Genomic DNA, 26,608 nt, shown 5'->3' on the forward strand with positions numbered 1-26,608 from the left:
CGCCTAGAGCCGCGCCTCGCCCTTGATCTTCCCCAGGGCGTCGTTGAACCCGCCGCTCGTCAGGGACGAGCCGGCCACCTTGTCGACGGAGAGTTCGTCCAGCCTCTTCCCGACGACGGCCTCCGAGATCCCGCCCGCGAAACGCCCCTGGTACTCCCTGGTGGTGGGGTTGTCGGGCATCGGCTCCACGTCGACGGCGGTGACGACGTCGGCCTCGAGGGTGAGGGTGACGCCCACCTCCTCCTGCCCGGCAGGGGACTGGTAGCTGCCGGTCGCGGCATAGGTGCCGTCCTCGTAGGCCCCGGATCCGTCGGCAGCGGGCGTCCCGGCCGGAGCGTCGGTCGCCGACCGTCCGGCGACGGGCTGCTCCGATGCCGGCGCTCCTCCGGCCGGTTCCTCGGCGCCGGCGCATCCCGTGGCGCCGAGGATCGATGCGGCCGCCAGCGCCGTCAGGACCCGCTGGTGGCGGCTGAAGCCGGGCGCGCCGGCCGCGGCTCCCGCAGCGGTTCGGGTGAGGCCTGTTCTGGTCACGGGGTGCTCCTGTCGATGTGCGGCGGCGGGCCGGGCTGGACGTGTGGCCCGTCGATATCATTGAACCTGAAACCGACAGCCGTGGTCAGCCCGACGATCTACTCATCCATTCGTCCCAGCGGCCGCCGCGGACGGTTTCTCCGCGGGGTTCCGCCCGCACTTGACCCACGTCACGAAAATCCGGGCGGTCGGGACCGCGCCGCTATGCTGGACACGTGACTCCCGAAGAACTCTCTGCCGCTATTTCCGCATGCCTGACGGCCGCCGTCGAGGCCGGTGACTTCACGGTCGACCTCCCCTCGGAGGTGCGTGTCGAGCGGCCGAAGAACCGTGAGCACGGGGACTGGGCCACGAACATCGCACTGCAGCTCGGCAAGAAGGCGGGGATGAACCCCCGCGACTTCGCCCAGATCCTCAGCGACCGACTCGCCGGCATCGAGGGCGTGAAGAGCGTCGACATCGCCGGTCCCGGGTTCCTCAACATCACGCTCGACGCCGGGGCGGCCGGCGAGCTCGCCCGGACGATCGTCGAGGCGGGCCCGGCCTACGGCGGAAGCACAGCGCTCGCCGGCCAGAAGATCAACCTCGAGTTCGTGTCGGCCAACCCCACGGGGCCGATCCACATCGGCGGGACGCGCTGGGCGGCCGTGGGGGACGCCCTCGCCCGGGTGCTCCAGTCACAGGGCGCCACCGTGGTGCGCGAGTACTACTTCAACGACCACGGGGCGCAGATCGAACGGTTCGCGCGCTCGCTCCATGCGAGCGCCGCGGGCGGACCCGCCCCCGAGGACGGCTACGGCGGCCAGTACATCGAGGACATCGCGCAGCGCGTCGTCGCCGTCGAGCCCGACATCCTGACGCTCCCGGAGGCGGACGCAGTCGAGCGCTTCCGTGCGGTCGGCGTCGACTTCATGTTCACCGACATCAAGGCCTCGCTCCACGACTTCGGCGTGGACTTCGATGTCTACTTCCACGAGCACTCGCTCTTCGAGAACAACTTCGTGGGCGGCCTGCTCGAACAACTGAAGGAATCGGGCAACCTCTTCTTCGAGGACGGCGCCTGGTGGCTGAAGTCCACCGATTTCGGTGATGACCGGGACCGCGTGGTCATCAAGTCCGATGGTGCTCCGGCGTACATCGCGGGCGATATCGGCTACTTCGTCAACAAGCGCCGCCGGGGGTTCGACCTCAACATCATCATGCTCGGCGCCGACCACCACGGGTACGTGGCCCGCCTCAAGGCTGCCGCAGCCGCTCTGGGCGACGATCCGGACACCGTCGAGGTGCTCATCGGCCAGATGGTGAACCTCATGAAGGACGGCGCGCCGGTCCGCATGTCCAAGCGCGCCGGCACGGTGGTCACGCTGGAGGATCTCGTCGACGCCGTCGGCGTGGACGCAGCCCGGTACACCCTCGCCCGATTCTCGGCGGACTCGAACATCGACATCGATCTGGACCTCCTGACGCGACGCACCAACGAGAACCCCGTGTTCTACGTGCAGTACGCGCACGCCCGGACCCACGCCGTCGCCCGCAACGCCGTCTCGGCGGGCGTGGACACCGGCTCATTCGACGCCGCATCGCTCAGCCACCCCACGGAGGGCGAGCTGCTCGCCGCCCTCGGCCAGTTCCCGGGCGTCGTCGCGCAGGCCGCGACCTTCCGCGAACCGCACCGGGTGGCCCGCCACCTGGAGGTGATCGCCGGGACCTACCACCGCTGGTACGACGCCTGCCGTGTCGCACCGCTCGGCGAGGCGCCCGTCGAGGACGTCCACCGCTCGCGCCTCTGGCTGAACAACGCCACCCAGCAGGTGCTGGCCAACGGCCTCGACCTCCTCGGCGTCTCGGCACCGGAGAGGATGTGACGGCCGTGCCCGCGCCGGACCGGTCCCCGCTCGCCCCCGCCTGGCTCTCCTTCCCGCAGGACCAGGCCCGGCTGGACACGAAGCTGTGGGCCGAGGACGTGGACCGCGGCGACGACGGCGTGCTGCGCATCGACGGCGTCTCCGTCGACGAGCTCGCCGCCGAGTACGGCACCCCGCTGTTCGTGATGTCCGAACGCGACTTCCGCTCGCGCGCCGCGACCTTCCGTGATGCGTTCGACGACGCCTTCCGCGACCTGTGCGGGGGAGTGGACGTGTTCTACGCCGGCAAGTCCTTCCTGTGCACCGAGGTGGCCCACTGGGTGCGCGAGGAAGGCCTCGGGCTCGACACCTGCTCGGGCGGGGAACTCGCCGTCGCGCTCAGTGCAGGCATGCCCGGCCACCGGCTCGGGCTCCACGGGAACAACAAGTCGGCGGCGGAGATCACGCGCGCCATCGACGCCGACCTGGGCCGGATCGTCGTCGACAGCCTGCAGGAGGTCGCCCTCGTCGGGGACCTGGCCGTGCAGCGCGGGCGCCGCGCCAACGTCATGCTCCGCCTGACGCCGGGCGTCCATGCCTCCACCCACGAGTTCATCGCCACGGCGCACGAGGACCAGAAGTTCGGTCTGTCGCTGACCACCGACCAGGGCCCCGGCCAGGCCGCAGGGGAAGATACTTCGCCCGCCGCGCGCGCCGTCGCGGACGCCCTCGCCCACCCCGGCATCAACCTCCTGGGCGTGCACTGCCACATCGGGTCGCAGATCTTCGAGCCCGAGGGTTTCGAACTGGCGGCACAGCGACTGCTCGGCTTCCTCGCGGGGGTCCGGGACCGGCACGGCGTCGAACTCGCCGAACTCGACCTCGGCGGCGGCTACGGCATCGCCTACACCGAGGAGGACGAACCGCGGCCCGCGGCGGAGATCGCCCGCGCCATGGCGTCCGTCGTCGGCGCCACCTGCCGCGAGCTGCGCCTGCAGGTCCCCCGGATCTCCATCGAACCCGGCCGCGCCATCGTCGGTCCCACCACGTTCACGCTGTACACCGCCGGCACCACCAAGACCGTGCGCGTGGACGCCGCGGCCGGGTCCGGGGAGCCTCAGGACGCCTCCGTTACGCACCCGCGACGCTATGTGTCGGTGGACGGTGGCATGAGCGACAACGCCCGCCCGGTGCTCTACGGCGCGGATTACTCGGCCGTCCTGGCCTCCCGCGCGCCCGAGGCGGAGCCGGTGCTCTCCCGCGTGGTTGGAAAACACTGCGAGAGCGGTGACATTGTGGTGCGGGACGTCTACCTCCCCGAGGACACCGGAGCCGGTGACCTCCTCGCCGTCCCGGGCACCGGAGCCTACTGCTGGGTGCTCTCGAGCAACTACAACTACCTGACGCGTCCGCCCGTCGTGGCGGTGGCCGACGGCCGTGCCCGGCTGATCGTGCGCGGCGAGACCGAGGAGGACCTGTTCCGCAGGGACGTCCAGCGCCCACCGGCCACGCACGACCCCGCCTTGCCCGCCCCGGAACCAGGAGCCCCACGGACCGTATGAACACCCCAGCCACGCCCTCACGCCAGCCACTCCGCGTCGCCCTCCTCGGCTGCGGCAACGTCGGTTCGCAGGTCGCCCGCATCCTGCTCGAGGACGCGGAGAACCTCGGGCGCCGCGCCGGAGCCCCCCTCGAACTCGTCGGGGTCGCCGTCCGCACCCTCGACGCGCAGCGTGACGTCGACCTGCCCGCCGGTCTCCTGACGCTCGACGCCGAGAAGCTCGTCGAGGACGCCGACATCGTCATCGAGCTCATGGGCGGCATCGAGCCGGCCAAGTCCCTGATCCTCCGCGCCATCGAGCACGGGGCCACGGTGGTCAGCGGCAACAAGGCGCTCCTCGCCCAGGACGGCCCCGAGCTCTACGAGCAGGCCGACGCCGCCGGCGTCCAGCTGTCCTACGAGGCCGCCGTCGCCGGCGCGATCCCGATCCTGCGCCCCATCCGGGACAGCCTCTCCGGTGACCGCATCACGCGCGTGCTCGGCATCGTCAACGGGACCACCAACTACATCCTCGACCAGATGGACTCCACGGGTGCCTCCTTCGCGGACGCCCTGAAGGCCGCCCAGGACCTCGGGTACGCCGAGGCCGACCCGACGGCCGACGTCGAGGGCCACGACGCCGCAGCGAAGGCCGCGATCCTCGCCTCCCTGTCCTTCCACACCCGGTTCGCCCTCGAGGACGTCCACTGCGAGGGCATCACCGCGGTCACGGCCGACGACATTGCGGCCGCGGCGGAGGACGGCTACGTCATCAAGCTGCTGGCCATCGCCGAGATCCTCACCGACGAGGCCGGTGCCGCCGGGGTCGGCGTCCGCGTCCACCCGACGCTCCTGCCGCGCACCCACCCGCTGGCCGCCGTCCACGGCGCGTTCAACGCCGTCTTCATCGAGGCGGAGAACGCCGGGGAACTGATGTTCTACGGTCAGGGCGCCGGCGGCACGCCCACGGCGTCCGCCGTGCTGGGCGACGTCATCAGCGCCGCGCGCCGCATGGTGCTCGGCGGCCCGGGCCGCACGGAGACCACCACCGGGCACGTCCCGCCCCTGAGTATCGACACCGTCCGCACGAGCTACTGCATCGGCCTCGAGGTCGCGGACCAGCCGGGTGTCCTCGCCCGGATCGCCCAGATCTTCGCGGAGAACGGCGTCTCCATCGAGACCATGCGCCAGCGCATCCACCAGGGCGGGCCCGACGGCGGCACCACCGCCGAACTGCGCATCGTCACGCACCGTGCGCCCGAGGCGTCCCTCGCCGCGACCGTCGAACAGGTCGCCGCGCTCGATGTCATCACCGCCGTCTCATCCGTGCTCCGAGTAGAGGGAATCTAAGTGGCCCACCAGTGGCGCGGAGTCATCCGCGAATACGCCGAACGCCTGCCTGTCACCGACTCCACCGAGGTCATCACCCTCGGCGAGGGCGGCACGCCGCTCGTGCACGCCCGGCATTTGAGCGAACTGACGGGTTCCACCGTCTACCTCAAGGTCGAGGGCATGAATCCCACGGGATCCTTCAAGGACCGTGGCATGACCATGGCGATGACCGCGGCCGTCGCCGCCGGAGCGAAGGCCGTGGTGTGCGCCTCCACGGGCAACACGTCCGCCTCGGCCGCCGCCTACGCCACGCAGGCCGGGATCACGTGCGCCGTGCTCGTGCCGGACGGCAAGATCTCGATGGGCAAGCTGAGCCAGGCCATCGCCCACGGCGCGGAACTGCTGCAGGTCAACGGCAACTTCGACAACTGCCTCGACGTGGCCCGGAAGCTCGCGGAGGCATACCCGGTGTTCCTCGTGAACTCCGTGAACCCGGCCCGCCTCGAGGGACAGAAGACGGCGGCCTTCGAGGTCGTCGACACCCTCGGCGACGCCCCGGACTACCACCTCATGCCGGTGGGCAACGCCGGCAACATCAGCGCGTACTGGAAGGGCTACAAGGAGTACGCCGCACCCTACGACTCCATGTACCACGGGGTGCTCCCGGCCGTCGCGACGCGCACCCCGATCATGTGGGGCTTCCAGGCGGAGGGCGCCTCGCCGCTCGTCAAGGGCCACCCGATCACCGAGCCGGACACCATCGCGACCGCCATCCGCATCGGCAACCCGGCGTCGTGGGACTTCGCGGTGGCCGCGCGCGACGAGTCCGGCGGGCTCATCGAGGCCGTGACCGACGACGAGATCCTCGACGCCCACCGCTGGCTGTCCTCCCGCGAGGGTGTCTTCGTGGAGCCCGCGTCCGCCGCGGGTGTCGCGGGGCTGCTGAAGAAGCACGCCGAGGGCCTCGTCCCGACGGGCAAGACGATCGTCATCACGGTCACCGGCCACGGCCTCAAGGACCCCCAGTGGGCGCTGCGCACCGCGGACGGGGCCGACGTCGAGCCGACCAAGGTGGAGTTCGACGTCGTGAGCGTCGCCGCCGCGCTGGGACTCGAGGACTGACATGCTGCATGCGGCACCCCTGCCGGAGGACCTGCTCGACCTCCCGGCCGTCGACGCCGGTCAGGACGTCGAGGTCAGCGTCCCCGCCACGAGTGCGAACCTCGGGCCGGGCTTCGACGCGCTCGGACTCGCGCTCTCCCTCCACGACGCCGTGCGTGTGCGCACGACGACGTCGGGTTCGACGACCGTCCGTCCCACCGGAGAGGGGGCCGGTGAGCTGCCGCTCGACGCGCGCCACCTCGTCGCACGCTCGCTGATCAGCACCCTCCACCGGGCCGGACGACGCGCTCCGGGGCTCGAACTCGACACCGTGAACGTGATCCCGCACGGCAGGGGACTCGGGTCCTCCGCGTCCGCGATCGTCGCGGGAGTCCTCGCCGGCAACGCGCTGCTGCCGGCCGACGAGCGGATGGACGCCGCGCACCTCCTGCAGTGGGCGGCCTCGATCGAGGGACACCCGGACAACGTGGCCCCCGCGCTCATGGGTGCCCTCGCGATCTCCTGGGAGAGCGGGCGAGCGTTCCACAGCACGCGCGTGGAGGTGCACCCGGATGTCGTCCCGATCCTCGCGGTGCCCGACCTCGCGCTGTCCACCGAGAGCGCCCGGGCGCTGCTGCCGGCGTCCGTGTCCCACGCCAGTGCCGCTGCCAACGCGGGCCGGGCGGCCCTCATGGTGCACGCGCTCGGCACCGATCCGTCCCTGCTGTTCCCCGCCACGCAGGATTCGATCCACCAGGACTTCCGCGCGCCGGCCATGCTCCCGAGCGCCACCCTGCTGCGCGGACTGCGGGCCGCCGGGTTCGCCAGCACCATCTCCGGGGCGGGGCCCAGCGTGCTGACCCTCGCCGTCGGAGGAGCCGGCGCCGACGCCGCCGAGGAGGCGCTGCATCGCCTGATCGGCGCGGGCGACACGCCGGGCGCTTGGCGGGTGCTCCGTCTGGCCGTGGAGCAGGAAGGTGCTAAAATAGGAAGGCACCACGGGTAGTGCGGCTTTCAGGCCGACCTGCTGTGCGTCTCGAAAGTTCGTGTCGAGATGTGTCGTGTGCTTCTGTTGAGTCGGCCGTCCTCTCTGGACCGCCGCAACACTGCAGGTCCCATCAGCAGCAGCACATCCTGACGGTGTAGCCTCCGACCCTATCCCCGAGCGTATGGACTTCTCCTCCGCGCAGGGACATTCTCTGGCTCCCAGTATCACCCAGGCCTGCCGGATCATCTCCGGTTCGGCTGATCTCCCGCCTGCTTCATATGCGGCACGGGGCAAACCACCGCGGACCACTGATCACGTGGCCGCCCGACGAGGGGGAAGGATCCTTCGTGACTGACACCACTGACCTGTTACCAGGTGTGGCCACCCAAGACGCTGAAGCAACCGGCGCAACAACTTCCAAGAGCAGCGGGCTCGCCGGCCTGAAGCTCGCGCAGCTGCAGGCCCTGGCCGGCCAGCTCGGCATCACCGGTGGATCGAGGATGCGCAAGAGCGATCTCGTCTCCGCGATCTCCGACCACCAGCGCGGCGGCGCGGTCGCCGACCGGCAGCAGGCCCCCAGCGTCCGCACCGAGCGCAGCGCCGAGGCAGAGCGACCGGTCGCCGAGAGCGTCCAGGCCGGAGCGGACGACCGGGGCCAGGACGCGCAGTCCGCCCCCGCCGAACGCCAGCCCCGCACGCGCAACCGCAACCGCCGCGCCGGCAGCGACGGCGTCGTCTCCGCGCCGGCGGCCGAGACCGCCTCCGTCGAGGCGCCGTCGCGCGACGGTGCCGAGGACGCCTCGGGCTCCGAGCAGCAGGATCGTGGCGACCGTGAGAACGGTGACCGCGAGAACGGCGGCCGCAGCCAGCGCAACCGCCGCAACCGCCGCGGCGAGGACCGCTCGGACGCCCCGTCGGGCTCCACCGAGTCCTCCAACGGTGCACAGGGCGAGTCCCGGGACGCCGGGCAGGGCGAGGCGCAGGCCGACGCCGCGTCCGGGCAGGGCGACGCGCGCAGCGACCGCGGCGAGCGACGCAGCCGTTCCCGCAACGGGCGCGACGACGACCGCTCGGGCAACGGCTCCGGCAACCAGTCGGGCAACCAGTTCAACAGCCCGTCGAACGGCCAGTCGAACAACGACGGCCAGAACGACGGCGGCCGCAACGGCAACGAGCGCAGCGACAACCGCGGCAACAACTCCAACGAGGACGAGGGCCGCGGGCGCAACCGCCGCAACCGTGCGAACCGCAACGGGGGCAACGGTCCCGAGGACCGCAACAGCCGTTTCCGCGACCGTAACGAGCGCAACGACCGCCGTCGGGGCCGCAACCAGAACCCCGAGGTCGACGACGTCGAGGTCACGGACGACGACGTCCTGCTGCCCGTCGCCGGCATCCTGGACGTCCTCGAGAACTACGCCTTCGTGCGGACCTCCGGCTACCTGCCGGGCCCGAACGACGTCTACGTCTCGCTCGCCCAGGTCAAGAAGCACAACCTGCGCAAGGGCGACGCAGTCGTCGGTGCCATCCGTGCGCCCCGCGAGGGCGAGACCCAGGCCAGCACCCGCCAGAAGTTCAACGCGCTGGTCCGTGTCACCTCCATCAACGGCAAGCCCGCCGAGGAGCTGAAGGATCGCGTCGAGTTCGCGAAGCTCGTGCCGCTGTACCCGTCGGACCGCCTGCGCCTCGAGACGGACCCGAAGAAGATCGGCCCACGCGTGATCGACCTCGTGGCCCCGATCGGCAAGGGCCAGCGTGGCCTGATCGTGTCGCCGCCCAAGGCCGGCAAGACCCTGATCCTGCAGGCGATCGCCAACGCCATCACGATCAACAATCCTGAGGTCCACCTCATGATGGTCCTGGTCGACGAGCGTCCCGAGGAAGTCACGGACATGCAGCGGACGGTCAAGGGCGAGGTCATCGCCTCGACGTTCGACCGCCCGGCCGACGACCACACCACGGTTGCCGAACTCTCCATCGAGCGCGCCAAGCGCCTCGTGGAGATGGGCATGGACGTCGTCGTGCTCCTCGACTCCATGACCCGCCTCGGCCGCGCGTACAACCTGGCCGCTCCGGCGTCGGGCCGTATCCTCTCCGGTGGCGTCGACTCCGCGGCGCTGTACCCGCCGAAGCGTTTCTTCGGTGCCGCCCGCAACATCGAGAACGGTGGCTCGCTCACCATCCTCGCGACCGCCCTCGTGGAGACCGGGTCCAAGATGGACGAGGTCATCTTCGAGGAGTTCAAGGGCACCGGCAACATGGAGCTCCGCCTCTCGCGGAACCTCGCCGACAAGCGCATCTTCCCCGCCGTCGACGTCAACGCCTCCGGCACGCGTCGCGAGGAGAACCTGCTCTCGCCGGACGAGGTCAAGATCATGTGGAAGCTGCGCCGCGTGCTGTCGGGTCTCGAGACCCAGCAGGCCCTGGAGCTGCTCACCAACAAGATCCGGGAGACGCAGTCCAACGTCGAGTTCCTCATGCAGGTCCAGAAGACCACGCTGGGCTCCAAGGACTCCGACTAGCAGCGGACAGCCGTCCGGGGTGCGCCCGCCATATTCTGGCCGGTACACCCCGGACGGCTGTGTCCGTTAACCGGCCTGCTCCGTCGAGAGGGCAGGAACGACCGGTGAACGCACTGCAGGGTGGTCATTTCTGCCTTCTCGACCTTCGTAGACTGGCTGCACAAGCCGAAAGAGGTACTTCCGATGTTTGAGTCCATCCAGGGACTGCTCGACGAACACTCCGAGCTGCAGGACCAGCTCGCCGACCCCGCCGTCCACGCCGACCAGGCGCTGGCCCGCAGGCTCGGCCGCCGGTACGCGGAGCTGGGGCGCATCGTCGACGCGCACAACCGCTGGAGGGCACTCGAGGACGACCTCGAGGCCGCCCGGGGGATGGCGTCCGAGGATCCCGAGTTCGCGGCCGAGGTGCCCGTCCTCGAGGAGCAGCTCGCGACGGCGCAGGAGAAGCTGCGCCGGCTCCTCATCCCGCGCGACCCGAACGACGGCCGCAACGTCATCATCGAGGTCAAGGGCGGCGAGGGCGGCGACGAGGCCGCGCTGTTCGCGGGCGATCTCCTGCGCATGTACACGCGCTACGCGGAGTCCCGCGGCTGGAAGACCGAGCTGATCTCCGCGAACGAGTCGGACCTCGGCGGGTACAAGGACGTGCAGATGGCCATCAAGGGGTCCTCGAACGACCCCGCGGAGGGCGTCTACGCGCGCCTCAAGTTCGAGGGCGGGGTGCACCGCGTCCAGCGCGTACCCGTCACCGAGTCGCAGGGCCGCATCCACACGTCGGCCGCCGGCGTGCTCGTGCTGCCCGAGGTGGACGAGCCCGAGGAGGTCGAGATCAGCCAGAACGACCTCAAGATCGACGTCTACCGCTCCTCGGGGCCGGGCGGCCAGTCCGTGAACACGACCGACTCGGCGGTGCGGATCACGCACCTGCCCACGGGGATCGTCGTCGCCATGCAGAACGAGAAGTCCCAGCTGCAGAACCGTGAAGCGGCGATGCGCGTGCTCCGCTCGCGCATCCTCGCCCACGAGCAGGAGAAGATCGACGCCGCGAACTCCGACATCCGGAAGTCGCAGATCCGCACCATGGACCGGTCGGAGCGCATCCGCACGTACAACTACCCGGAGAACCGGGTGGCCGACCACCGGACCGGCTACAAGGCCTACAACCTGGACGCGGTGATGAACGGCGATCTCGAGCCGGTGGTGCAGTCGGCCATCGAGATGGACGAGCAGGCCCGCCTGGACGCCATCGGCGCGGACGAGTAGCCGTGGAGGAAGCGCTGCGGGCGGCCGAACGGCAGCTCCGCGCGGCGGGCGTTCCCAGTCCGCGGGTCGACGCCGAGCTGCTGGCGGCCCACCTGCTGGGGGTCTCCCGCGGACGGCTGCGGGCCCTGGCGCTGATGGGGTCGGCGGTCCCGGAGGGCTTCCAGGCCCTCGTCGACGAGCGGGCGCGGCGCGTGCCGCTGCAGCACCTGACCGGCGTGGCGTACTTCCGCCGCATCGAACTGTCGGTGGGACCCGGTGTCTTCATCCCGAGGCCGGAGACCGAGACCGTCGCGCAACTCGTGATCGACCGTGCGGCGGGCCTCGCCGCGCCGCGGATCGTCGACCTCGGCACGGGGTCCGGTGCGATCGCCGCCGCCGTCGCCGACGAGGTGCCCGGCGCGGAGGTCTACGCCGTCGAGCTCAGCGACCTCGCCCTCGCGTGGGCGGGACCGAACCTCGCGCGCTACGGCGTGCAGCTCGTCCGGGGCGACCTCGCGACGGCTCTCCCGGAGCACGACGCGACGTTCGACATCGTGGTCTCCAATCCGCCCTACATCCCCGCGGAGGCCGTCCCCCACGAGCCGGAGGTCGCGGCGCACGATCCGCGGATGGCGCTGTACGGCGGGGGAGCGGACGGCATGGAGGTCCCGCGGGCTGCTGCGGCCTCCGCGGCCCGCCTGCTGAGGCCCGGCGGGTACTTCGTGATGGAGCACGCGGAGGTGCAGGCCCCGTGGGTCGCCACCCTCCTCGAGCGGACGGGCGCCTGGACCGCCGTCACCACCCACCAGGACCTCAGCGGCCGTGACCGTGCCACGAGTGCCGTCCTGACCGCCGGCACCCCCGCCCCCGATCCCCGAGAGGCACACCGATGACCGAGCACACCCCACCCGGCCGGCCGGGCAGCGGCCCGCGTCCCCTGGTCGCCGTCGCGGCGGTCACCTACGACCGGCACGAGGAGCTGGCGCAGCTCCTGCGGTCTCTCGCGGCGCAGACCGCGCCGATCGGCACCGTGGCCCTCGTGGACTCGGGCTCGACGCCCGCGACCGACGTCGTCGACGCCGCCACGGCGGCCGGAAGCACCATCCACCACCTGCGCTCGGAAGCCAACCTCGGGGGAGCGGGCGGTTTCGCCTTCGCCATCCTCGCGGCCATCGCGAGCGGCGCCGAGTGGATCTGGCTCATGGACGACGACGGCCACCCCGAGGACGGGCGCTGCCTCGCCGAACTGCTGAAGGCCGCGGACGAGCACGGGCTCGACATCGTGAGCCCGCTCGTCGCGGCGACGTCGGACCCCTCACGCCTGTCCTTCAACTTCCGCATCAACGGGCTGCTGACGAACGACCGCGCCGCACTCGAGGCCAGGGGCTACCTGCCGGGCATGGTGCACTTCTTCAACGGCGCCCTGGTCCGCGCGGACGTGTTCCCGAAGATCGGCCTGCCGGACATGAAGTTCTTCATCCGCGGCGACGAGGTGGACTTCCTGGCCCGCGTGCGGAAGGCCGGCCTGAAGTACGGCACACTCGCCACGGTCGCGGTGCGGCACCCGGCCACCTGGTCGGAGATGAAGCCGATCTTCGGCGGCTTCATCACCCCGGTGATCCCCGACGGCGACTTCAAGCGCTTCTCCTACTTCCGGAACCGGGCCTACCTCGCCCGCAAGTACCGCAACCTCCGGTGGTTCGGGGCGGACGTCATCGGTTTCCCCTACTACTTCCTCACGCAGCGCGACCTCCGGGGCCTGCGTTCCTGGTTCGCCGCCTACTCCGCCGGCCTCCGCGGGACGGGCTTCGGGCCGCCGCCGCCGTCCTGAGTCCACGCTCCGGGCGGGGACCGTCGCCGATGTGCGCGGGCGCGGGTAGCAGTGGAAGGATGATCGGGTGACAACGAGCTACGACTGTTCCGATCCCGCCCAGCGCAGCGAAGGGCTGGCCGCCGCACAGCGGGCGGTATCGCTCAAGCAGTGCATCGTCCTGCCCACCGACACCGTCTACGGCATCGGCGCGGACGCCTTCTCGCCGCAGGCCGTGGCCACCATGCTCGCCTCCAAGGGACGCGGACGGAACATGCCACCGCCGGTCCTCATACCGCGGATCGAGACCCTCGACGGCCTGGCGACCGACGTCCACCCCGACGCCCGCCGCCTCGCCAAGGCGTTCTGGCCCGGCGGCCTCACCCTCATCTGCCTGGCCCAGCCGTCCCTCACCTGGGACCTCGGCGACACCCTCGGCACCGTCGCGCTCCGGATGCCCGACGACGACGTCGCCCTCGAGCTGCTGATGCTCACGGGACCGCTCGCCGTGTCCTCCGCGAACCGGACGGGCCACCCGGCCGCGACGACGGCGGCGGAGGCCGCCGAGCAGCTCGCGGAGTCGGTGGCCGTCTACCTCGACGCCGGTCCGCGCCCCGACGGCGGCGGTACGGGGTCCACCATCGTCGACACGACGGGGGAGGCGCTGCGCGTGGTCCGGCAGGGCACGGTGTCGCTCGAGCAGCTGCGGGACGTGGTGCCGGGCGTCGTCGGGATCGACGGTGCCGGACCGGCCGCAGGCGCCGCACCGGACGCACCGGCCGCCGGGGCGTAGCTCACGGCCCGAGGGGGTCCGGCTCAGCGCCCGCCGGCACCGGGCGTCGCGGCGCCGGCGAGGACCTCGCGGACCCTGGGCGCGGGGACCAGGCCCTGGTCCGCGGCCCAGCCGGGCACCTGGTCCTGGCCGAACCACATGAGTTCGACGCGCCGCACGTGCCCGTCGAGGCGTCCGCGCACCAGGGACGAGACCAGATAGCCGGCACGGACCACGGCGCGGCACAGCGGTGCCGGCAGCACCCGGGGTCTCCCGCCCGCGGCCTCGAGGACGGTGCGCACCGTGAGGCCCTCCCAGGGCTGCAGCACCCGCGGCGGAAGAGCCCCGCGGTGACGACCGAGCGCCAGGACCAGCTCCGCGAGGGAGCCGACGGAGGTGATCGGCGATGGCGCGGTCCCGGGGGACGCGACGGACGCGAGCGGCGAGCGGGCCAGGCGCGCCAGGGCCGCCGTCGTCGGACGCCCTCCGCCCTGCACCGAAGTGGCCCGCACCGTCACGACGGCCAGGGAGTCCTCTCGCGCCGCCGCGAGCTCCAGGGCCTGCTCGCCGAGTGCTTTGCTGCGGGAGTACGCCGAGAAGGGGCGCACGGTCCCGGTCTCGTCGAGCACCGGGGTCCGGCCCTGCACGGCCGCGCTGCTGAGGTGGACGAGGCGGCGGACCCCGGCCGCGGACGCGGCGCGCGCGGCGACGGCGGGCAGCAGCGCGTTGGCGCCGAGCAGGTCCGCGCCGCCGGTCGCGGACGGGGTGGCGAGGCCTGCCGCGTTCACGACGACGTCGCATCCCGCCATCGCGGTCTCCAGCCCGGTGGTGTCCGTGGCGGCCGCGGCGGCGAGGAGTGCCGCGGGTGTGTCGGCGGCCGTCGCGAGCCGCGGCGCGGGCAGGGCGTGCGCATCGATGCCGGCCGCGTGCAGGGCGTGCAGCACCGCGGAGCCGACGAAACCGGAACCCCCGAGCACCAGCCAGCGCATCAGGAGCCGCCCGTCTGCCCGACCGGTTCCCGCAGGGGCGGCTCGGGCCGCCAGTGGGGATCGTGCAGGATCACCCGGGCAGCCCTCCACCCGCGCCACACCTGGGAGGCACCGGAGACGGAGCGCTCGACGGCGACCAGGCGGACGAGCTCCTTCGCGGCGGACAGGAGCGTGCCGAGGGCGAAGCCCACCCGGTGGTAGCGCCCGTGGAGCTGGAGGTACCGCGCGAGGTGGCCGCGGTTGCGCATCCCGCAGAAGCGGGACAGGTCGCTCGACTCGTTCAGGTGGCGGACGCCGAGGTCCACCTGCCGCTGCGCGCGCGTCTTCCGGAGCACGAAGGCGTCGATGTACGCCACGGGGTACCGCTGCGAGACGAGCCACCCGTACGTGAGGTCGTCGCCGTTGAGGAAGAACCGGGCGTCGGGCAGGCCGATCTCACGGACAACGTCCGCCGCGACGAGCATGCCCTCGAAGCACGCGACATTGGTGTGGAAGACCGGTGACGCGGCGAAGACGTCGCCCCGGACCGGCAGGTGGACGCCGGTGAACTCGTCGAGCACGTGCTGCCAGAAGAAGGGCCGTCCCGCGGCGTCGTAGCGGCGGCCGTGGATGCACGAGTACCGGCCCATCCAGGGGCCGAAGGACGCGAGGGCGTCGGGGAGGACGACGACGTCGTCGTCCATCAGCCACACCCAGTCGGCTCCTTCGGCGAGGGCACGTGCGACGCCGGCCGCGAACCCGCCCGAGCCGCCCGCGTTCACGGGCAGCCGCTCCACGAGCAGGGGTACCGGGAGGCGGGTGCCGGCGAGGACCTCGCCGGTGGCGTCGGTGCTGGCGTTGTCGACCACGACGACGGCGGCGGGTGCCGGTTCGAGGGACGCGATCGACGCGAGGAGCTCCCGCAGGAGGGCCGCCCGGTTGAACGTCGTGATCACGAGGAACACGCGGGGCGAGCCGGCGTCGGGGACGTGCAACCTGTTCCTTCCGGGCCGCGCCATGACGGTGTGCAACGGTCCTGGCACAGGCGGGGCGGTTAGTATTCTGGGGTACCAGCAGTCTATTACACCGTGTTCCAGCCCCTGCCGGACGGGTCCCGACACCACGGGTGACGGGCGCTCCCGGGCCGCCGCGCGCCCGGTTCGCGGTGGAACGAATGCATGACACCGTTAGGAATCATGGGACTCAACGAAGGCCGGGCCTCCCCCCGGACATCCGGCTCGACGGCCGTGGCCTCCTCCGGCGACAAACCGGCCATCTGGCTGTGGTCGCAGTACCTGCTCGACGCCGCGGCCTGGATCGTGGCCATCCTGCTCGCGCTGATCCTGCGCTACGAACTCCTCGTCAAGGAGATCAACGTCCCCGGCATCGCCGTGTTCTGCGCGGTGGCCGTCGTCTCCCAGCTGGTGGTGGGACTCAGCTTCGCGCTGTACCGGGGGAGGTACAGCTTCGGGAGCTTCCACGAGGCGAAGCTGCTCGTCATCGTCGCGGTGCTCGTCGCCGTCATCCTGGTGCTCGTCAGCGTCGCGTTCTTCACGGTCATCGAGGTCCCGCGCAGCATCGGCGTCATCGCGTTCCCGTTCGCGTGCATGTTCCTCGCCGCCACCCGCTACCTCAAGCGCATGTACGTGGAGAGCAAGGCGAAGCCCGGCGAGGACGCACAGCGCACCCTGATCTACGGTGCGGGGTTCCTCGGCAACTCGCTCGTGGGCCGCATGATGCAGGACCCCGGCTCGCCCTACTTCCCGGTCGGCCTGATCGACGACGATCCGGCCAAGAAGCACCTGCGGCTCTCCACCGTGCCGGTCCTCGGGCGGGTCGACGACCTGCGGGACATCGTCGCGAGGACGCAGGCCTCGGTCCTGGTCATCGCGTTCTCCGAGGTGGAGGCCGCCCAGGTACGCCGGGTGTCCGACCTCGTGGCCGGGCTCGGCATCAGGGTGCTCGTCCTGCCCCCGCTGCGGGACATGCTCGGCGCCGCCGGCGCCGGCATCGCGGACTTCCGCGAGGTCGCCGTCGAGGACCTCATCGGCCGCCGTCCGGTGGACATCCACCCGGACGAGGTCGCCGGGTACGTCGCCGGCAAGCGCGTGCTCGTGACGGGGGCCGGCGGGTCGATCGGCTCCGAACTGTGCCGCCAGCTGGCGACCTTCGCCCCGTCGGAGCTCATCATGCTCGACCGCGACGAGACCGGCCTGCAGTCCACGCAGATCTCCCTCACTGGGCGGGGCCTGCTGACCGGTCGCGACACCGTCCTCGCGGACATCCGGGACGCCGACGCCCTGCTGGACATCTTCGAGGACCGCAGGCCCGAGGTCGTCTTCCACGCGGCCGCCCTCAAGCACGTGTCGCTGCTCGAGCAGTACCCGGAAGAGGCCTGGAAGACCAACGTCCAGGGGTCGCTCAACGTCCTCCGGGCCGCCGCCGCCGTCGGCGTGACCCATTTCGTCAACATCTCCACGGACAAGGCGGCCGACCCCACGAGCGTCCTCGGGCACTCCAAGCGCGTCGCCGAGAAGCTCACCTCCTGGCACGCGGAGGCCACGGGCCGGCGCTACGTGTCGGTGCGCTTCGGCAACGTGATCGGCAGCCGCGGCTCCATGCTGCCGCTGTTCACCGAGCAGATCCGCAACGGAGGCCCCATCACGGTGACCGACCCCGAGGTGACGCGCTTCTTCATGACCATCCCCGAGGCCTGCCAGCTCGTCGTCCAGGCGGGCGCGATCGGCAGCGGCGGGGAGGTGCTCATCCTCGACATGGGCGAGGCCGTCAAGATCCTCGATGTCGCCCAGCGCATGATCGCGATGTCCGGCAAGGACATCGACATCGTCTTCACGGGCCTCCGGCCGGGGGAGAAGATGCACGAGGACCTGATCGGCGTGGGCGAGAACGATTCCCGTCCGCTCCACCCGAAGATCTCCCACACGTCGGTGGCCCCGCTGCACCCGGGCAAGCTGAACCTGCAGCGCTGGAAGACCGAGGGTGGCTTCGGGCGGGGCCAGCTCGACGTCCTCCCGGACGACGTCGCGGCGCCGTCGACCGCCCGCACGGTCGGACCCGCGACATGACCGCGCAGCTGGTGGTCGTGGGGCTCGTCGCCCTGGGCCTGTCCCTCGCACTGCCCCTCGTCGTGAAGCCGCTGCTGAAGCGGTGGGGCGTGGTCGACATCCCGAACAGCCGCTCCTCGCACACCACCGTCGTGATCCGGGGCATGGGGATGGCCGTCGCGGCCGCGATCCTCGTCGCCCTCGCCGTCTCCCTCGCCATCGGCCTCGTCGCCGTCGACCGCTCGCTCATCCTCGTGGTCATCGGCATGGTGGGAGCGGCCGCGACCCTCGGGTGGATCGAGGACTTCCGCGGCCTGTCCATCCGGGTGCGCATCGCCGCGCAACTCATGATCGGCGTGCTCGGCACGGCTGTCCTCGCGACGACCATCGAGGACAGCAGCTACTGGTGGGTCCCCGTCGGGGCGGTCGCCGTGGCCACGTACATCAACGCCGCCAACTTCATGGACGGCATCAACGGCATCTCCGGCCTGCACGGGGTGGTCGTGGGACTCTTCTACGCGTGGGCGGGGGTCCTCAGCGACCAGCTGTGGCTGACGGTCGCGGGGCTCGTGGTCGCCGCGGCCTTCGCGGGGTTCCTGCCCTGGAACCTCGGCCGGGGCTTCGTGTTCCTGGGCGACGTCGGCAGCTACCTGCTCGGGGCGTCGATCGCGGCCATCGCCGTCACGGGACTGCTCGCGGGCGTCTACCTCGAATACCTCCTCTCGCCGGTGCTCATCTACCTGGCGGACACGTTCACCACGGTCCTGCGCCGGGCCCGGCGCGGGGAGCGGCTGGCCCTCGCGCATCGCCAGCACGTGTACCAGAGGCTCACCGACACCGGGCTCACCCATGTCCAGGTCGCGCTCCTCGTCAGTGTCCTCTCCGCGCTCACCGGCGCCGCGGGCTTCGTGCTCGCCACCGCGCCGGCGCCCCTCGCGGTGTCCGCCTCGCTCTTCGCCGCCGCCGTGGTCGCGCTGTACCTCTACTCCCCGCGGATCTTCCGTGCACTCGCACGTCGTCGAGCCGCGGTCGACGCCGGACCGGAGCGCCCCGTGAGGTAGAATTTCAGGCGCCGGGCGCGGTGGGTGGGGCCCGCCGATCCGGCTCCCGACCTGACGACGCCGTCGACCGGGGGACCAGCAGGGCGCCGACGGCGCAGCCGACAGAGCGGACAGCACGTGCCACGACCGGAGCACCCGGCCACCGGAGCCGACCACGCGTCGTTCCCCCCGGCATCGGGGCCCACCGAGAGTCCCTGGCTGGGCATCCTCGGACGGAGTGCCGCCGGGGGAGCGGCGACCGCCGTCCTGCTCGCGGCCGTCGCGCTGCTCGCGGCCTCACCCGCCGCCGGCCTCAGCGTCCTGTTCGGCGCGGCCCTGGTCATGGTGTTCTTCGGCGTGAGCCTGCTGATCGGCCACTTCACCGGCAGGACCAACCCCTCCGGGGCACTCGGACTGTTCGCCGTCACCTACGCCATCAAGGTCGTCGGGTTCGCCGCCGTCCTGTTCCTGTTCGGGACGCCGGACTGGCTGGACCGGACCTGGTTCTTCTGGGGCGCCCTCGCGACCGTCCTCGTGTGGCAGGTCGCGGAGGTCCTCGCGTTCTCGCGGCTCCGCACGCCCCTCTACGGCGACGCGCCCGGGGCGACCGCGGGTTCCCCCGCACCCCCACGGCCGGAAGGACCCTGACGTGAGCGGCACCTCCCCGGGTCCGGACCACTCCTCCGGAGACACCCCGACGCCGGATGAGGCGCGGTTTTCCAACGGCGGCTACAACGCCGGCATCGCGGTCCTGAGCTACATGATTGGCGGGATCGCGGTATGGAGTTTGATAGGCTGGGGGCTGGATAATCTCCTCGACACGCGCTGGTTGGTGCTGGCGGGAGCGTTCTTAGGTGCAGCAGGGGGTTTCTACCTCTCCCACATGCACAACCTCACCCAGGACCACACGCCGGATCCGCAGCGCGGAGACCGGCCGACGTCCGGTGCCGAGGATGAACCGGAGTGAATCCCCAGAACTTCATGAGTCGGACCAGTCACGCTGCGGCCGAACAGATCTTGCCCAACGATGGACACTGCAGAGAGGAAACGCGTTGATCGCGCTTGCGCTCCCGGCCGCAACTACCGAAGAGGGATTCGTAGCCCCGACGATCGAGGACACCCACTACCGGGACATCCTCCCCTGGGGTGACGCCTACGGAGTCTGGTTCGATCCCGGCTTCGGCAAGCAGATGCTCATGGTCATCCTGTCCGTGATCATCATCGCCGCCTTCTTCCTGATCGCGTCGCGGCGCCAGCAGATGGTTCCCGGCAAGGTGCAGTTCCTCGGTGAGTCCGCGTACGGCTTCGTACGCAACTCCATCGGCAAGGACATCATCGGCGGCAGGGACTTCATGCGGTACGTCCCCTGGCTGTTCACCGCGTTCTTCTTCGTGCTGGTGAACAACATCTTCGGGGCCATCCCGTTCCTGCAGCTGCCCTCCTTCTCGCACCCGGGCAGTGCCTACGCCATCGCGGCGATCTTCTACGTCCTCTGGGTCGGCATCGGCGTCCAGAAGCACGGCCTGCGCTACTTCAAGCTCGCCGTCGTGCCGTCGGGTGTGCCCTGGTACATCCTGCCGATCGTCGTGCCGATCGAGATCATCTCGAACTTCATCGTCCGGCCGGTCACCCACTCGCTGCGGCTCTTCGCGACGATGCTCGCCGGGCACCTCATCGTGACCCTCGCCGGATCCGCGATCGAGTACATGGTCATGACGGGCAACATCCTGCTGCAGGGCACCAGCGTCCTGGTCCTGGTCGGCGCCGTGGCGATGTACATGCTCGAGGTACTGATCATGATCCTGCAGGCCTACGTCTTCACGCTGCTCGCCGCGATCTACATCGAAGGCGCACTGCACGCCGACGCCCACTGATTCACACAAGTCTTCCCCGTCGGGGATGATCCCAAACAACCTGTCGCACCAAGGCGGCATCTTGAAAGGAACACAATGGAAGTACAGGGTAGCCTCAACCTCGTTGGATACGGTCTCTCCGCAATCGGCGGTGGTATCGGCGTCGGTCTCGTCTTCGCGGCCTACATCAATGGCGTGGCTCGCCAGCCCGAGGCACAGCGTGTTCTCCAGCCCATCGCCTTCCTCGGCCTCGCGCTGACCGAAGCCCTCGCGATCCTGGGTCTCGTCTTCGCCTTCGTCATCGGCGCCTGACAAGGCCGCCCTGACCGACCGAAGACCAGCTGAAGAAAGACGGGTGAAAAATGCTTAACGCAGCGATTATGGCGGCGGAGGAGGGCACGAGCCCGCTCGCACCGAACTGGTGGGAGTTCCTCGTGACACTGGCCGGCTTCGCCGTGCTGATGTTCATCGTCATCAAGTACGTCATGCCGGCATTCGAGAAGACGTTCGAACAACGGACGGCCGCCATCGAGGGCGGCATCGCCAAGGCGGAAGCCGCACAGGCGGAGGCCAACGCGGCGCTGGAGGAGTACAAGCAGCAGCTCGTGGACGCCCGCACCGAGGCCAACCGCATCCGTGAGGAAGCACGCGCCGAGGGCGCCCAGATCCTCGCGGACCTGAAGGAGAAGGCGGCCGCGGAGTCGGCACGCATCTCCGAGCAGGCCCACGTGCAGATCGAGGCCGAGCGGCAGGCCGCCGTGGTCTCGCTCCGCGCCGAGGTCGGCACGCTCGCGACCGATCTCGCGAGCCGGATCGTCGGGGAGTCCCTCGCGGACGACGCCCGCTCGTCCCGCGTCATCGACCGCTTCCTCGCTGACCTCGAGACCTCGTCACAGAGCGCAGGTGCGGCGAAGTAATGGCAGGAGTATCGAGCCAGTCCCTGGCAACCGTCCGTGAAGGGCTGGAGGCCCGCCTGCCGGGCGCGACCCTCGGCCTCGCGGAGGAGCTGTTCGGCGTGCTGTCGATCCTCGACAGCAATGCCGGCCTGCGCCGCGCACTGACGGACCCTTCCCGCACCGGCAAGGACAAGGCGGTGCTCGTCGACCAGCTGATCGCGGGCCGCGTGTCGTCCGAAGCCGCAGCCGTGGTCAGGGACCTCGTCAGCGAGCGCTGGGCCAACGCCCGCGACATCGGTGATGCCCTGGAGACCCTCGCAGCCACCGTGGTCATCGCCGTGGCCGAGCGGGGCAGCGGTGTGGAGGGCCTGGACCGGCTCGAGAACGAGCTGTTCTCCTTCATCCAGGTGGTCGCGTCGAACCACGCCCTGCAGAGGGCGCTCTCGGACGCGCAGGCCACCCCGGAGTCGAAGGTGGTCCTCGGCCTGAAGCTCGTACCCCAGGCAGGGCCCGCCGGTAAGCTCCTCATCGCCCAGGCCGTGCGTTCCCCGCGCGGGCTGAAGCCCGCGATCCTCGTCGAACGGTTCCTCGAACTGGTCGCCGCGCGCCAGCAGCGCTGGATTGCCAATGTCAGCGTCACCCGTCCGCTGACGGCAAGCCAGCTCGAACGGCTGGAGTCCGGTCTGAACGCGATGTACGACCGCGAGCTCAAGGTCAACGTCACCGTGGACCCCACACTGATCGGCGGAGTCCGTGTCAGCGTGGGAGACGAGATGGTCGATTCGACCGTCATCACGCGGCTGTCCGAACTTCGCCGCAAGCTGGCGGGATAGGGCGTCCGCGCCCTGTCCGATCCGCGCCACAATCACTGAATCACACACCGGTCGCCACGCATCCCATGGTGATCACAACACAGGAGAGCAGGGACTGAGATGGCCGAATTGACCATCAACGCCGAAGACGTCCGTAGTGCGTTGAACGACTTTGCGGCGTCCTACGAGCCCGGAAACGCGGAGCGCGTCGAAGTCGGCCGCGTGACCACCGCAAGCGACGGCATTGCCCGTGTCGAGGGTCTTCCCTCCGTCATGGCCAACGAGCTGCTGCGGTTCGAGGACGGCACGCTCGGACTCGCCCAGAACCTCGACACCCGAGAGATCGGTGTCGTGGTGCTCGGTGACTACAACGGGATCGAAGAAGGCCAGGAAGTACACCGCACGGGCGAGATCCTCTCGGTCCCCGTCGGTGACGCCTTCCTCGGCCGCGTCGTCGACCCCCTGGGCCAGCCGATTGACGACCTCGGCGAGATCGTCGCCGAAGGGCGCCGTGCGCTCGAGACCCAGGCTCCCGGCGTCACGCAGCGCAAGTCGGTGCACGAGCCCATGCAGACCGGCCTCAAGGCCATCGACGCCATGATTCCGATCGGCCGGGGACAGCGCCAGCTGATCATCGGCGACCGGCAGACCGGCAAGACCGCGATCGCCGTGGACACGATCATCAACCAGAAGGCCAACTGGGCTTCCGGTGACGTGAACAAGCAGGTCCGCTGCATCTACGTGGCCATCGGCCAGAAGGCGTCGACGATCGCCGCCGTCCGCCAGACCCTCGAGGACAAGGGCGCCCTGGAGTACACGACCATCGTCGCGTCTCCCGCCTCCGACCCCGCGGGCTTCAAGTACCTGGCCCCCTACGCCGGTTCCGCCATCGGGCAGCACTGGATGTACGGCGGCAAGCACGTCCTCATCGTGTTCGACGACCTGTCGAAGCAGGCCGAGGCCTACCGTGCGGTGTCCCTGCTGCTCCGGCGCCCGCCGGGACGCGAGGCCTACCCGGGCGACGTGTTCTACCTGCACTCCCGCCTGCTGGAGCGTTGCGCCAAGCTCTCCGACGAGCTCGGTGCCGGTTCGATGACGGGCCTGCCCCTCATCGAGACGAAGGCGAACGACGTCTCGGCCTACATCCCGACCAACGTCATCTCCATCACCGACGGGCAGATCTTCCTGCAGTCGGACCTCTTCAACGCCAACCAGCGTCCCGCCGTGGACGTCGGCGTGTCGGTGTCCCGCGTGGGCGGCGCCGCACAGGTGAAGTCGATGAAGAAGGTCTCGGGCACGTTGAAGCTGGACCTCGCGCAGTACCGCGACATGCAGGCCTTCGCGATGTTCGCGTCCGACCTCGACGCGGCGTCACGCCAGCAGCTGACCCGCGGTGCACGCCTGATGGAACTGCTCAAGCAGGGCCAGTACTCGCCGATGCCGGTCGAGCAGCAGGTCGTGTCCATCTGGGCAGGCACCAACGGGTACCTCGACGACGTCCCCGTCGAGGACATCAACCGCTTCGAGACGGAGTTCCTGGAGCACCTCGGGCACAAGTCGCAGGTCCTCACCACGCTCGCCCAGACGGGCAAGCTCGAGGACTCGACGGCCGAGGAACTGAAGACGCAGATCACCGGGTTCAAGCAGGGCTTCTTCGGTGCCGGCGCGGACGGGTTCGGCGCAGGCCACGAGGAGTTCGAAGCGATCGACGCCGATTCGGTCGAGCAGGAAAAGATCGTTCGACAGAAGCGCTAGAGGATCTGCTCGCCGGGAGGGGCCCAGCCCCTCCCGGCCGCAGGACCCTGGCCTGATCGCTTCCCGTAGCGGAGGCGAAGGAAAGGACAAGAATGGGAGCCCAGATCCGGGTCTACCGCCAGAAGATCGCCTCGACCACGTCGACGCGGAAGATCTTCAAGGCGATGGAGCTGATCGCGACTTCTCGCATCGGCAAGGCGCGCTCACGTGTCGCGGCGGCACTGCCGTACGCCAACGCGATCACGCGCGCCGTTTCGGCCGTATCGTCGCAGTCTGAAATCGACCACCCGCTGACCACCGAGCACGGGCAGGTCCGCCGGGCCGCCGTCCTGGTGATGACCTCCGACCGCGGTCTCGCAGGGTCGTACTCGGCCAGCGCGCTCAAGCAGGCGGAAGGGCTCTTCGAGACGCTCCGTTCGGAGGGCAAGGAGATCCACGCCTTCCTGGTGGGCCGGAAGTCCCAGGTGTACTTCGACTTCCGTGGACGCGGCTACGAGAAGGTCTGGACGGGCTCCACCGATGCGCCCGAGTTCAGCACGGCCCGCGAGATCGGCGAGGCCCTGCTGGCCGCGTTCCTGAAGGACTACGAGGACGGCGGAGTGGACGAGATCCACGTCGTCTACACGAAGTTCCGCTCCATGGTCGTGCAGGAGCCGGCCGTCATGCGCCTGCTCCCGCTCGAGGTCGTGGACGAGGAAGTGACCCAGCCGGGTGACCTCCTGCCGCTGTACGAGTACGAGCCGGAGCCCGAGCAGGTCCTGGACGCCCTCCTGCCGCGGTACATCGAATCGCGCATCTTCGCCGCCATGCTGCAGGCGGCGGCCAGCGAACTCGCCGCCCGCCAGCGGGCGATGAAGTCCGCCGGCGACAACGCGACGGAGCTGATCAAGAAGTACACGCGCCTGCGCAACACCGCACGTCAGGCCGAGATCACCCAGGAACTCTCGGAGATCGTGGCCGGCGCGGACGCGCTGAACGCCTCCTGACGCACCTCCCCATCCGGGTCCTCGAGGGCGCCGGGTGCACCGCTAGACTTAGTTCCACGCCATCTACGTAAATGAAGTGAGAGAGATGACTGCCCAGACTGTTGAACACGGTACGGACTCAGTTGCCCCCGGCGCCACCGGCCGTATTGCACGTGTCATCGGCCCGGTTGTCGACGTCGAGTTCCCGGCCGACGCAATCCCCGCAATGTACAACGCCCTCACCACCGAGATCACTCTCAACGGTGAGACCCGCCTGATCACCTTCGAGACCTCGCAGCACCTCGGCGACAACCTCGTGCGCGCCATCTCGCTGCAGGCCACCGACGGACTCGTCCGCGGGACCGTGGTGCAGGACACCGGCTCGGCGATCTCCGTGCCCGTCGGCGACGGCGTCAAGGGCCACATCTTCAACGTCCTCGGCAAGCCGCTCGACGTCGACGAGTCCGAACTGCAGATCACCGAGCGCTGGCCCATCCACCGCAAGGCACCGAGCTTCGCCTCCCTCGAGGGCTCCACGGAGATGCTCGAGACCGGCATCAAGGTCATCGACCTCCTGACGCCGTACATCAAGGGTGGCAAGATCGGCCTGTTCGGTGGCGCCGGTGTCGGCAAGACTGTGCTCATCCAGGAGATGATCACGCGTGTGGCCCGCAACTTCGGCGGCACCTCGGTGTTCGCCGGCGTCGGCGAGCGTACCCGCGAGGGCAACGACCTCTGGGTCGAGATGGAGGAGGCGGGCGTCCTCAAGGACACCGCCCTCGTCTTCGGCCAGATGGACGAGCCGCCCGGAACGCGCCTCCGTGTCGCCCTGTCGGCGCTGACCATGGCGGAGTACTTCCGCGATGTGCAGAACCAGGACGTGCTGCTCTTCATCGACAACATCTTCCGGTTCACCCAGGCGGGCTCCGAGGTGTCGACCCTGCTGGGCCGCATGCCGTCCGCCGTGGGCTACCAGCCCAACCTGGCCGACGAGATGGGCCTCCTCCAGGAGCGCATCACCTCGACCAAGGGTCACTCGATCACCTCGATGCAGGCGATCTACGTCCCCGCCGACGACTACACCGACCCGGCCCCGGCGACCACCTTCGCGCACCTCGATGCGACCACCGAGCTCTCCCGCGAGATCGCGTCCCGTGGCCTGTACCCGGCCGTGGACCCGCTCGCCTCGACCTCGCGCATCCTGGACCCGCAGTACATCGGCCACGACCACTACAACACGGCCGTGCGCGTGAAGCAGATCCTGCAGAAGAACAAGGAACTGCAGGACATCATCGCGATCCTCGGCATCGACGAGCTCAGCGAGGAGGACAAGGTCGTCGTCGCACGAGCGCGCCGCATCCAGCAGTTCCTCTCGCAGAACACCTACACCGCCAAGCAGTTCACCGGTGTGGAGGGCTCGACGGTCTCCATCAAGGACACCATCGAGGGCTTCTCGGCGATCTGCAACGGCGACCTCGACCACATCGCGGAGCAGGCGTTCTTCAACGTCGGCGGCCTCGATGACGTCGAGCGCCAGTGGGCCAAGATCCAAGAGCAGACCGGTAAGTAACG

Annotated in this window: 24 protein-coding genes; 21 read left to right on the forward strand and 3 right to left on the reverse strand. The window is 70.0% G+C overall.

What is annotated here, in order from left to right; genetic code table 11:
* Positions 1 to 3 precede the first annotated feature (3 nt).
* Complete coding sequence (locus ACSGDB_RS07105; protein ID WP_434993812.1) at positions 4 to 531, reverse strand: FMN-binding protein; 528 nt, start codon at positions 529 to 531, stop codon at positions 4 to 6.
* A gap of 215 nt (positions 532 to 746) precedes the next feature.
* Here ACSGDB_RS07105 and argS point away from each other — a divergent pair, with 215 nt between their 5' ends.
* The 10 genes from argS to ACSGDB_RS07155 all read left to right on the forward strand — a co-directional run bounded on the left by argS (position 747) and on the right by ACSGDB_RS07155 (position 13,703).
* Entirely contained in the window at positions 747 to 2,396 is a 1,650-nt protein-coding gene (argS, locus tag ACSGDB_RS07110; protein WP_434993814.1) for an arginine--tRNA ligase, read from the forward strand.
* Between the two features lie 5 nt (positions 2,397 to 2,401).
* Positions 2,402 to 3,937, forward strand: coding sequence for a diaminopimelate decarboxylase (gene lysA, locus ACSGDB_RS07115; protein WP_434993815.1), 1,536 nt, complete (start codon positions 2,402 to 2,404; stop codon positions 3,935 to 3,937).
* Positions 3,934 to 5,265: a homoserine dehydrogenase gene (locus ACSGDB_RS07120; protein ID WP_434993817.1), complete on the forward strand. Its 1,332-nt coding sequence runs from the start codon at positions 3,934 to 3,936 to the stop codon at positions 5,263 to 5,265. Before lysA ends, ACSGDB_RS07120 begins: the two co-directional genes overlap by 4 nt.
* Entirely contained in the window at positions 5,266 to 6,369 is a 1,104-nt protein-coding gene (thrC, locus tag ACSGDB_RS07125) for a threonine synthase (RefSeq protein WP_434993818.1), read from the forward strand.
* Between the two features lies 1 nt (position 6,370).
* Entirely contained in the window at positions 6,371 to 7,354 is a 984-nt protein-coding gene (thrB, locus tag ACSGDB_RS07130) for a homoserine kinase (protein WP_434993820.1), read from the forward strand.
* Between the two features lie 329 nt (positions 7,355 to 7,683).
* Positions 7,684 to 9,858: a transcription termination factor Rho gene (gene rho / locus ACSGDB_RS07135; RefSeq protein WP_434993821.1), complete on the forward strand. Its 2,175-nt coding sequence runs from the start codon at positions 7,684 to 7,686 to the stop codon at positions 9,856 to 9,858.
* 183 nt (positions 9,859 to 10,041) lie between these two features.
* Complete coding sequence (gene prfA, locus ACSGDB_RS07140) at positions 10,042 to 11,121, forward strand: peptide chain release factor 1 (RefSeq protein WP_434993822.1); 1,080 nt, start codon at positions 10,042 to 10,044, stop codon at positions 11,119 to 11,121.
* A 2-nt stretch (positions 11,122 to 11,123) separates the two neighbouring features.
* Positions 11,124 to 11,993, forward strand: coding sequence for a peptide chain release factor N(5)-glutamine methyltransferase (gene prmC, locus ACSGDB_RS07145; protein WP_434993824.1), 870 nt, complete (start codon positions 11,124 to 11,126; stop codon positions 11,991 to 11,993).
* A complete protein-coding gene (locus ACSGDB_RS07150) occupies positions 11,990 to 12,931 on the forward strand; it encodes a glycosyltransferase (RefSeq protein WP_434993826.1) in 942 nt (313 codons plus the stop codon). Before prmC ends, ACSGDB_RS07150 begins: the two co-directional genes overlap by 4 nt.
* Positions 12,932 to 12,998: 67 nt before the next feature.
* On the forward strand, positions 12,999 to 13,703 hold the full coding sequence (locus ACSGDB_RS07155; protein WP_434993827.1) for an L-threonylcarbamoyladenylate synthase: 705 nt from the start codon (positions 12,999 to 13,001) through the stop codon (positions 13,701 to 13,703).
* 23 nt (positions 13,704 to 13,726) lie between these two features.
* Here ACSGDB_RS07155 and ACSGDB_RS07160 read toward each other — a convergent pair whose 3' ends face one another.
* Both ACSGDB_RS07160 and ACSGDB_RS07165 read right to left on the reverse strand, forming a co-directional pair.
* The gene (locus ACSGDB_RS07160) at positions 13,727 to 14,671 is read right to left on the reverse strand and encodes an NAD-dependent epimerase/dehydratase family protein (protein ID WP_434993828.1); all 945 of its coding nucleotides are present in this window, start codon (positions 14,669 to 14,671) and stop codon (positions 13,727 to 13,729) included.
* Positions 14,671 to 15,645 carry a glycosyltransferase gene (locus tag ACSGDB_RS07165; protein ID WP_434993829.1) on the reverse strand — a complete coding sequence of 325 codons (975 nt, stop codon included), beginning with the start codon at positions 15,643 to 15,645 and terminating at the stop codon, positions 14,671 to 14,673. The genes ACSGDB_RS07160 and ACSGDB_RS07165 overlap by 1 nt, the downstream gene beginning before the upstream one ends.
* Before the next feature lie 201 nt (positions 15,646 to 15,846).
* On the opposite strand from ACSGDB_RS07165, the gene ACSGDB_RS07170 reads away from it, so the two are divergent.
* The 11 genes from ACSGDB_RS07170 (at position 15,847) to atpD (ending at position 26,606) form a co-directional block, all read left to right on the forward strand.
* Positions 15,847 to 17,736, forward strand: coding sequence for a polysaccharide biosynthesis protein (locus tag ACSGDB_RS07170; protein ID WP_434993831.1), 1,890 nt, complete (start codon positions 15,847 to 15,849; stop codon positions 17,734 to 17,736).
* The gene (locus ACSGDB_RS07175) at positions 17,733 to 18,776 is read left to right on the forward strand and encodes an MraY family glycosyltransferase (protein ID WP_434993833.1); all 1,044 of its coding nucleotides are present in this window, start codon (positions 17,733 to 17,735) and stop codon (positions 18,774 to 18,776) included. Before ACSGDB_RS07170 ends, ACSGDB_RS07175 begins: the two co-directional genes overlap by 4 nt.
* Before the next feature lie 117 nt (positions 18,777 to 18,893).
* Entirely contained in the window at positions 18,894 to 19,403 is a 510-nt protein-coding gene (locus ACSGDB_RS07180; RefSeq protein ID WP_434993834.1) for a hypothetical protein, read from the forward strand.
* A 1-nt stretch (position 19,404) separates the two neighbouring features.
* Positions 19,405 to 19,722 (forward strand): hypothetical protein, encoded by a 318-nt coding sequence (locus ACSGDB_RS07185; RefSeq protein ID WP_434993835.1) that lies wholly within the window; start codon positions 19,405 to 19,407, stop codon positions 19,720 to 19,722.
* A gap of 85 nt (positions 19,723 to 19,807) precedes the next feature.
* The gene (atpB, locus tag ACSGDB_RS07190) at positions 19,808 to 20,629 is read left to right on the forward strand and encodes a F0F1 ATP synthase subunit A (RefSeq protein WP_434993837.1); all 822 of its coding nucleotides are present in this window, start codon (positions 19,808 to 19,810) and stop codon (positions 20,627 to 20,629) included.
* A gap of 75 nt (positions 20,630 to 20,704) precedes the next feature.
* Entirely contained in the window at positions 20,705 to 20,920 is a 216-nt protein-coding gene (locus ACSGDB_RS07195) for an ATP synthase F0 subunit C (protein ID WP_019481292.1), read from the forward strand.
* A 50-nt stretch (positions 20,921 to 20,970) separates the two neighbouring features.
* Complete coding sequence (locus ACSGDB_RS07200) at positions 20,971 to 21,525, forward strand: F0F1 ATP synthase subunit B (protein ID WP_434993840.1); 555 nt, start codon at positions 20,971 to 20,973, stop codon at positions 21,523 to 21,525.
* The gene (locus tag ACSGDB_RS07205) at positions 21,525 to 22,337 is read left to right on the forward strand and encodes a F0F1 ATP synthase subunit delta (protein ID WP_434993842.1); all 813 of its coding nucleotides are present in this window, start codon (positions 21,525 to 21,527) and stop codon (positions 22,335 to 22,337) included. Before ACSGDB_RS07200 ends, ACSGDB_RS07205 begins: the two co-directional genes overlap by 1 nt.
* Before the next feature lie 99 nt (positions 22,338 to 22,436).
* Positions 22,437 to 24,071 (forward strand): F0F1 ATP synthase subunit alpha, encoded by a 1,635-nt coding sequence (gene atpA / locus ACSGDB_RS07210; RefSeq protein ID WP_434993844.1) that lies wholly within the window; start codon positions 22,437 to 22,439, stop codon positions 24,069 to 24,071.
* 92 nt (positions 24,072 to 24,163) lie between these two features.
* Complete coding sequence (locus ACSGDB_RS07215; protein WP_434993845.1) at positions 24,164 to 25,057, forward strand: F0F1 ATP synthase subunit gamma; 894 nt, start codon at positions 24,164 to 24,166, stop codon at positions 25,055 to 25,057.
* Between the two features lie 85 nt (positions 25,058 to 25,142).
* Positions 25,143 to 26,606: a F0F1 ATP synthase subunit beta gene (gene atpD / locus ACSGDB_RS07220; protein WP_434993846.1), complete on the forward strand. Its 1,464-nt coding sequence runs from the start codon at positions 25,143 to 25,145 to the stop codon at positions 26,604 to 26,606.
* The last annotated feature ends 2 nt before the right edge of the window (positions 26,607 to 26,608 follow it).

It is taken from the genome of Arthrobacter sp. Ld5, assembly GCF_051172775.1.
Lineage (GTDB): Bacteria > Actinomycetota > Actinomycetes > Actinomycetales > Micrococcaceae > Arthrobacter_D.

Excerpts from the sequence above, each read along its gene's own strand:
- ACSGDB_RS07120 (WP_434993817.1), top strand. The coding sequence starts at position 3,934 with ATGAACACCCCAGCCACGCCCTCACGCCAGCCACTCCGCGTCGCCCTC.
- thrB (WP_434993820.1), top strand. The coding sequence starts at position 6,371 with ATGCTGCATGCGGCACCCCTGCCGGAGGACCTGCTCGACCTCCCGGCC.
- prfA (WP_434993822.1), top strand. The coding sequence starts at position 10,042 with ATGTTTGAGTCCATCCAGGGACTGCTCGACGAACACTCCGAGCTGCAG.
- ACSGDB_RS07150 (WP_434993826.1), top strand. The coding sequence starts at position 11,990 with ATGACCGAGCACACCCCACCCGGCCGGCCGGGCAGCGGCCCGCGTCCC.
- ACSGDB_RS07160 (WP_434993828.1), bottom strand. The coding sequence starts at position 14,671 with ATGCGCTGGCTGGTGCTCGGGGGTTCCGGTTTCGTCGGCTCCGCGGTG.
- ACSGDB_RS07170 (WP_434993831.1), top strand. The coding sequence starts at position 15,847 with ATGGGACTCAACGAAGGCCGGGCCTCCCCCCGGACATCCGGCTCGACG.
- ACSGDB_RS07175 (WP_434993833.1), top strand. The coding sequence starts at position 17,733 with ATGACCGCGCAGCTGGTGGTCGTGGGGCTCGTCGCCCTGGGCCTGTCC.
- ACSGDB_RS07195 (WP_019481292.1), top strand. The coding sequence starts at position 20,705 with ATGGAAGTACAGGGTAGCCTCAACCTCGTTGGATACGGTCTCTCCGCA.
- ACSGDB_RS07200 (WP_434993840.1), top strand. The coding sequence starts at position 20,971 with ATGCTTAACGCAGCGATTATGGCGGCGGAGGAGGGCACGAGCCCGCTC.
- ACSGDB_RS07205 (WP_434993842.1), top strand. The coding sequence starts at position 21,525 with ATGGCAGGAGTATCGAGCCAGTCCCTGGCAACCGTCCGTGAAGGGCTG.
- atpA (WP_434993844.1), top strand. The coding sequence starts at position 22,437 with ATGGCCGAATTGACCATCAACGCCGAAGACGTCCGTAGTGCGTTGAAC.
- ACSGDB_RS07215 (WP_434993845.1), top strand. The coding sequence starts at position 24,164 with ATGGGAGCCCAGATCCGGGTCTACCGCCAGAAGATCGCCTCGACCACG.
- atpD (WP_434993846.1), top strand. The coding sequence starts at position 25,143 with ATGACTGCCCAGACTGTTGAACACGGTACGGACTCAGTTGCCCCCGGC.